The organism is Enterobacter sp. SECR19-1250, assembly GCF_013391025.1.
GTDB classification, from domain to species: domain Bacteria; phylum Pseudomonadota; class Gammaproteobacteria; order Enterobacterales; family Enterobacteriaceae; genus Enterobacter; species Enterobacter cloacae.
Window position 1 is genome coordinate 30,830 of sequence record NZ_JACASJ010000047.1, and the last position, 5,704, is coordinate 36,533.

Annotated in this window: 6 protein-coding genes; 3 read left to right on the plus strand and 3 right to left on the minus strand. The window is 49.8% G+C overall.

Going from position 1 to position 5,704, the window contains the following annotated elements; all coding sequences use genetic code 11:
- Positions 1-188: 188 nt before the first annotated feature.
- Positions 189-1,031, minus strand: a complete 843-nt coding sequence (gene purU, locus HX884_RS13720; RefSeq protein ID WP_013096262.1) for a formyltetrahydrofolate deformylase — start codon at positions 1,029-1,031, stop codon at positions 189-191.
- A 48-nt stretch (positions 1,032-1,079) separates the two neighbouring features.
- A complete protein-coding gene (locus HX884_RS13725) occupies positions 1,080-1,538 on the minus strand; it encodes a YchJ family protein (protein ID WP_029883447.1) in 459 nt (152 codons plus the stop codon).
- 115 nt (positions 1,539-1,653) lie between these two features.
- Between HX884_RS13725 and rssA the strand changes: the two genes are divergently transcribed.
- The 3 genes from rssA to galU all read left to right on the plus strand — a co-directional run bounded on the left by rssA (position 1,654) and on the right by galU (position 4,770).
- Entirely contained in the window at positions 1,654-2,556 is a 903-nt protein-coding gene (gene rssA, locus HX884_RS13730; RefSeq protein WP_013096264.1) for a patatin-like phospholipase RssA, read from the plus strand.
- Positions 2,557-2,647: 91 nt separating this feature from the next.
- Entirely contained in the window at positions 2,648-3,661 is a 1,014-nt protein-coding gene (gene rssB / locus HX884_RS13735; protein WP_013096265.1) for a two-component system response regulator RssB, read from the plus strand.
- A gap of 200 nt (positions 3,662-3,861) precedes the next feature.
- Positions 3,862-4,770 carry a UTP--glucose-1-phosphate uridylyltransferase GalU gene (gene galU, locus HX884_RS13740; RefSeq protein WP_029883446.1) on the plus strand — a complete coding sequence of 303 codons (909 nt, stop codon included), beginning with the start codon at positions 3,862-3,864 and terminating at the stop codon, positions 4,768-4,770.
- A gap of 199 nt (positions 4,771-4,969) precedes the next feature.
- Here the strand turns inward: galU and hns are convergent, their stop codons facing one another.
- Positions 4,970-5,383 (minus strand): histone-like nucleoid-structuring protein H-NS, encoded by a 414-nt coding sequence (gene hns, locus HX884_RS13745; protein ID WP_008502781.1) that lies wholly within the window; start codon positions 5,381-5,383, stop codon positions 4,970-4,972.
- Between the last annotated feature and the right edge of the window lie 321 nt (positions 5,384-5,704).

Consider the following 5,704-nt stretch of genomic DNA (forward strand, 5'->3'; position numbering starts at 1 on the left):
TCTGCTCCCTTTGGCCGCTCGGGAACCCCACCACGGGGTAATGCTTGTACTGGCCTGCTTCCTGCTGGAAGCGGGGCGCATCATATCAAATGACACGTCCCTGTAAAGCGTTACCACAAGAAAAATAAACTAGTTGCCTGATTTTTACCCGCAAAGCTGTAAAGCTAACCAATTCATTTCACTGTCGATTAAAGAATGATCGTTCTGTTACCGTAAACGAATACGCGCTGCGCCAGCACCTGATAGAGTGCGCGGCTCAGAACGTTCTTCTCAACATCGCGCCCGGCACGCATCATGTCTTCCGCCGTGTAGGTGTGATCCACATGAATCACGTCCTGCATGATGATTGGGCCTTCATCCAGATTGTCATTCACGTAATGCGCCGTTGCGCCGATGATCTTCACGCCGCGTTCATAGGCTTGATGGTAGGGGCGTGCGCCAATAAAGGCGGGCAGGAAGGAGTGGTGAATGTTGATAATTTTGTTCGGGAAACGCGCCACGAAGGAGGGTGTCAGCACGCGCATGTATTTCGCCAGGACAACGTAGTCCGGGTTGTGCGCTTCAATAGCCTCTGCCATCAGGTTGTCGTGCTCTTCACGCGTATGGCCTTCATGGCTCACCAGCTCGAACGGAATATCAAAACGCTCTACCAGCGTACGCAGCGTCTCGTGGTTACCGATAACGGCGGCGATTTCGACATCCAGACCGCCGTAGTTTGCTTTCATCAGCAAATCGCCCAGGCAGTGGGCTTCTTTGGTCACCAGAATCACGATGCGACGACGGCCTGCTGGTGTCAGCTCGCGTACGGAACCTTCCGGCAGCGCGCTGTCCAGATCGGCAAGCAGAGTGGTGTCGTTGAAAATACCTTCCAGTTCGGTACGCATGAAGAAACGACCGGTACGGTGGTCAACGAATTCGTTGTTCTGCACGATATTCAATTCATGTTTGTAACAGATGTTGGTAATTCGTGCGATCAGCCCTTTTTGATCGGGACAGATGGTGCGCAGAACTTTACGTTGTAGTGATTGCATCGCCGGGAAATCCTGTTTGAGTATTTGCGAAGTCTCGGTTGTCGGGCGTTACTGCCCGCAACACTTTTTAAATTTTTTACCAGAACCACAAGGGCAGGGATCGTTACGACCAAACTGCGGGCGCGTTCCGTCAATATAATACCATTGCCCGCTTTCCTTTAAGAACCGGGAACGCTCGATAATGGCACCCGGTTTATTGTGTTCAGTAAACCGGGCAACAAAGCTGACGTAACCTTCATTTTCGTGACTACCGGGTGCAGATTCATAAACGGTAAGACCGAGCCACTGGGTATTGGCGAACCCGGCTTCGATCTCCTGTTTGAAACTGGCGGCCTGGCATGAGGGGTGCCAGGTTTTAATCAGGTAGTCTGCGTCTTTGATCACAAAAGCGGTATACCGTGAACGCATAAGGTGTGATGGGTCTGGTGCAACCTGATCGCCAGAAAGATATCGCTGGCAACATAGGCTATACTCCAGAGCGCTACCACAGGGGCAGAGTTGAGACACGATTCTCTTCCTGGAACAAAAAATTAAGGGCGTAAAACGCTTCGGGTAGCACCATGTTAACTGAGCTGTTGCGTTGACGCTATGTCGGGAATCCAGGGGAAGTAAAACAGGGCTAATGAGAAAGGTTAAAATTGGACTGGCGCTGGGCTCAGGTGCAGCCCGCGGATGGTCACACATCGGCGTGATAAATGCCTTAAACCAGATGGGCGTCGATGTCGATATTGTTGCAGGATGTTCGATTGGATCGCTGGTAGGTTCCGCCTATGCGTGCGGCAAATTGCCTGAACTTGAAGCGTGGGTGCGATCCTTCAGTTACTGGGACGTGCTGCGCCTGATGGACCTTTCGTGGCAGCGCGGTGGGTTGCTTCGCGGTGAACGCGTCTTTAACCAGTTCCGTCAGATTATGCCTCTTCAGGACTTCAGCGATTGTCAGCTGCCATTTGGTGCCGTGGCGACGAATCTCAGTACGGGACGTGAGCTGTGGCTGACCGAAGGGGACATCCACCTTGCCGTTCGCGCCTCCTGCAGTATGCCGGGCCTTATGGCTCCTGTCCCGCATAATGGGTACTGGCTTGTTGATGGCGGTGTCGTTAACCCCGTGCCAATCTCTTTGACGCGCGCAATGGGGGCTGACATCGTGATCGCGGTCGATTTACAACACGACGCTCACCTGATGCAGCAAGACCTCATGCCGGTCAATTTGCAAAGCGAAGATGCCGAGGCGGAAAAACTGGCCTGGCATGAGCGCTTACGCGGGCGAATTGGTCGGATAGCCGCGCGCCGCTCGGTCGCTGCACCCACGGCAATGGAGATTATGACCACCTCAATCCAGGTGCTGGAAAACCGCCTGAAACGTAACCGTATGGCGGGCGACCCACCGGATATTCTGATTCAACCCTATTGTCCACAAATCTCTACCCTTGATTTCCATCGGGCTGAGGCCGCCATCGCAGCGGGCTCTTTAGCCGTCGAAAAGAAAATGGACGAATTATTGCCATTTGTGCGAACCGCACGTTGAGCACCTTTTTTTGACTACTTCAGCAAAATCTGACAGGCGATAGTGCCGATAGCATGCCACTATTTAGTAACTGTCAGCCAGGGGAGGAACCATGACGCAGCCATTGGCCGGAAAACACATTTTGATTGTTGAAGACGAGCCCGTTTTCCGATCGCTACTGGATTCGTGGTTATCCTCGCTGGGGGCAACCACTGCCCTGGCTGAAGATGGTGTTGATGCCCTGGAAAAAATGGTCAGTATCACGCCCGATCTGATGATCTGTGATATCGCAATGCCGCGGATGAATGGCCTGAAGTTGGTTGAACATCTGCGTAATGAGGGCAACCAGACGCCCATACTGGTGATCTCCGCGACGGAAAATATGGCGGATATTGCCAAAGCATTACGTCTGGGGGTGCAGGATATTCTGCTGAAACCAGTAAAAGATCTGAACCGTTTGCGTGAAACGGTATTGGCCTGCCTTTATCCGAATATGTTTAATTCCCGTGTCGAGGAAGAAGAGCGCCTTTTCCAGGACTGGGATGCTTTAGTCAGTAATCCGCCTGCCGCGGCCAAGCTATTGCAGGAACTTCAGCCGCCGGTACAACAGACCTTTTCACACTGTCGAATAAATTATCGCCAGCTTGTAGCCGCGGATCAGCCCGGTCTGGTGCTGGATATTGCGCCATTATCGGATTCCGATCTTGCGTTTTATTCCCTGGATGTTACCCGTGCAGGGGATAATGGTGTATTAGCAGCGTTATTACTTCGTGCGCTATTTAACGGGCTGTTGCAGGAACAGTTATCGCATCAGGGGCAACGACTTCCGGAGTTAGGCAGTTTACTTAAACAGGTTAACCAGCTTTTTCGCCAGGCCAATTTACCAGGACAATTTCCATTGCTGGTTGGCTATTACCATAGTGGATTGAAAAATCTTATCCTCGTTTCAGCGGGTCTGAACGCCTCTCTGAATACCGGGGAACATCATATTCAGGTTAGCAACGGTGTGCCGCTGGGGACATTGGGTACGGCTTATCTTAATCAAATTAGCCATCGCTGTTCTTCCTGGCAGTGCCAAATTTGGGGTGCCGGCGGACGGTTGCGGTTAATGTTGTCCACGGAATAAGCAGTTGGATCTTAATTTTAAGATTGCCTTACCTGTGTTTTGTGGGGAGTGCTACTATCGCTGCCCAGATTCATGCGTATTTATCCTAATTGATCGGCAACGCGTTCTTTTCAGACCCGGACTGTGTGATGAGGCTGATATACTCAACGCGTTATTTAATGCATAAAAGTTCAAAACTTGAACAGCTCAGGAGAATTTGAATGGCTGCCCTAAATTCGAAAGTCAGAAAGGCCGTCATCCCGGTAGCGGGATTGGGGACCAGGATGTTACCAGCAACTAAGGCAATTCCTAAAGAGATGTTGCCACTGGTTGATAAGCCATTAATTCAGTATGTCGTAAACGAATGTATCGCGGCTGGCATCACTGAAATTGTGCTGGTTACACATTCATCTAAAAACTCTATCGAAAACCATTTCGATACCAGTTTCGAACTCGAAGCCATGCTGGAAAAACGCGTTAAGCGTCAGCTGTTAGAAGAAGTTCAGTCTATTTGCCCTCCGCACGTTACCATTATGCAGGTGCGTCAGGGGCTGGCGAAAGGTCTGGGCCACGCGGTACTTTGTGCATATCCTGTTGTGGGTAATGAACCTGTTGCGGTCATTCTGCCAGACGTCATTCTGGACGAATATGAATCCGATCTCTCTCAGGATAACCTTGCTGAGATGATCAAGCGCTTTGACGAAACGGGCAGCAGCCAGATTATGGTTGAACCTGTTGAAGACGTGACGGCTTACGGTGTTGTTGACTGTAAAGGCGTTAATCTTGAACCCGGTGAAAGCGTGCCAATGGTAGGCGTCGTAGAGAAGCCTAAAGCCGACGTAGCGCCGTCTAATCTGGCGGTAGTAGGTCGCTATGTCCTGAGTGCTGAAATCTGGCCACTGCTGGCGAAAACGCCTCCAGGAGCAGGAGATGAGATCCAGCTGACCGATGCCATCGATATGCTGATCGAGAAAGAGACCGTTGAAGCCTACCATATGAAAGGTAAGAGCCATGACTGCGGTAATAAACTCGGTTATATGCAGGCGTTCGTAGAATATGGCATCCGCCACAACTCACTGGGTGAAGAATTTAAAGCCTGGCTGAAAGAGAGCGTGGGTATTAAAAAATAACCCCGGCTGCAAATGATCAAGACCGGTGAGGCGATGCCCACCGGTTTTTTTATGCCCATAACTCAGGGTAACCACGCCGGTCTGTAAGGAACGCTAAATAGTACGATGTCCCAATATGACGGTATGTAAGGGGATGTTTGCAGGAATTGAGGATAAAAAAAATCCCGCATTAAGCGGGATTTTTCTGAATACGTTAGGATTAATCCTTGATCAGGAAGTCGTCCAGCTGTTTACCTTGCTCATCCATGGCTTTTTTGATAACAGCAGGTGTACGACCCTGGCCAGTCCAGGTTTTAGTTTCGCCGTTCTCGTCTACATAGCTATATTTAGCAGGACGAGCAGCGCGTTTTGCTTTAGTACCGGTCTTCGCTGCAGCCATGCTGTTCAGCAATTCATTTGGATCGATACCATCAGCAATCAGCATTTCACGATATTGCTGCAGTTTACGCGTACGCTCTTCGATTTCAGCAGCAGCAGCGCTTTCTTCTTCGCGACGTTCATTAACTACAACTTCTAATTTTTCCAGCATTTCTTCAAGCGTTTCCAGGGTGCATTCTCTTGCCTGCGCACGAAGAGTACGGATGTTGTTCAGAATTTTAAGTGCTTCGCTCATTGTAGTAATCTCAAACTTATAATGGGGGGTGGTTTGTTGTCCTAATAATAGAGCGATAAATTCAGTTGTGCAATAGGTGGGAATGTAAGGAATTCAAAAAATACGGAATAATGGGCGCTATTATTAATTACGCTAACTTAAATTTCATACCCACACAGGCTCGCTTGTTATCACGCTTACCTGCTTAACACGTTCGGTTGCATCTTTTTTTTGTGACATTTACCGCAGGAATTATAGTTGCGGCGGATAAATATCAGCCTTTTGTATTAGGGAAGGTGCGAATAAGCAGGTCATTTCTTCCCAAGCTGACTCGCTGATTAA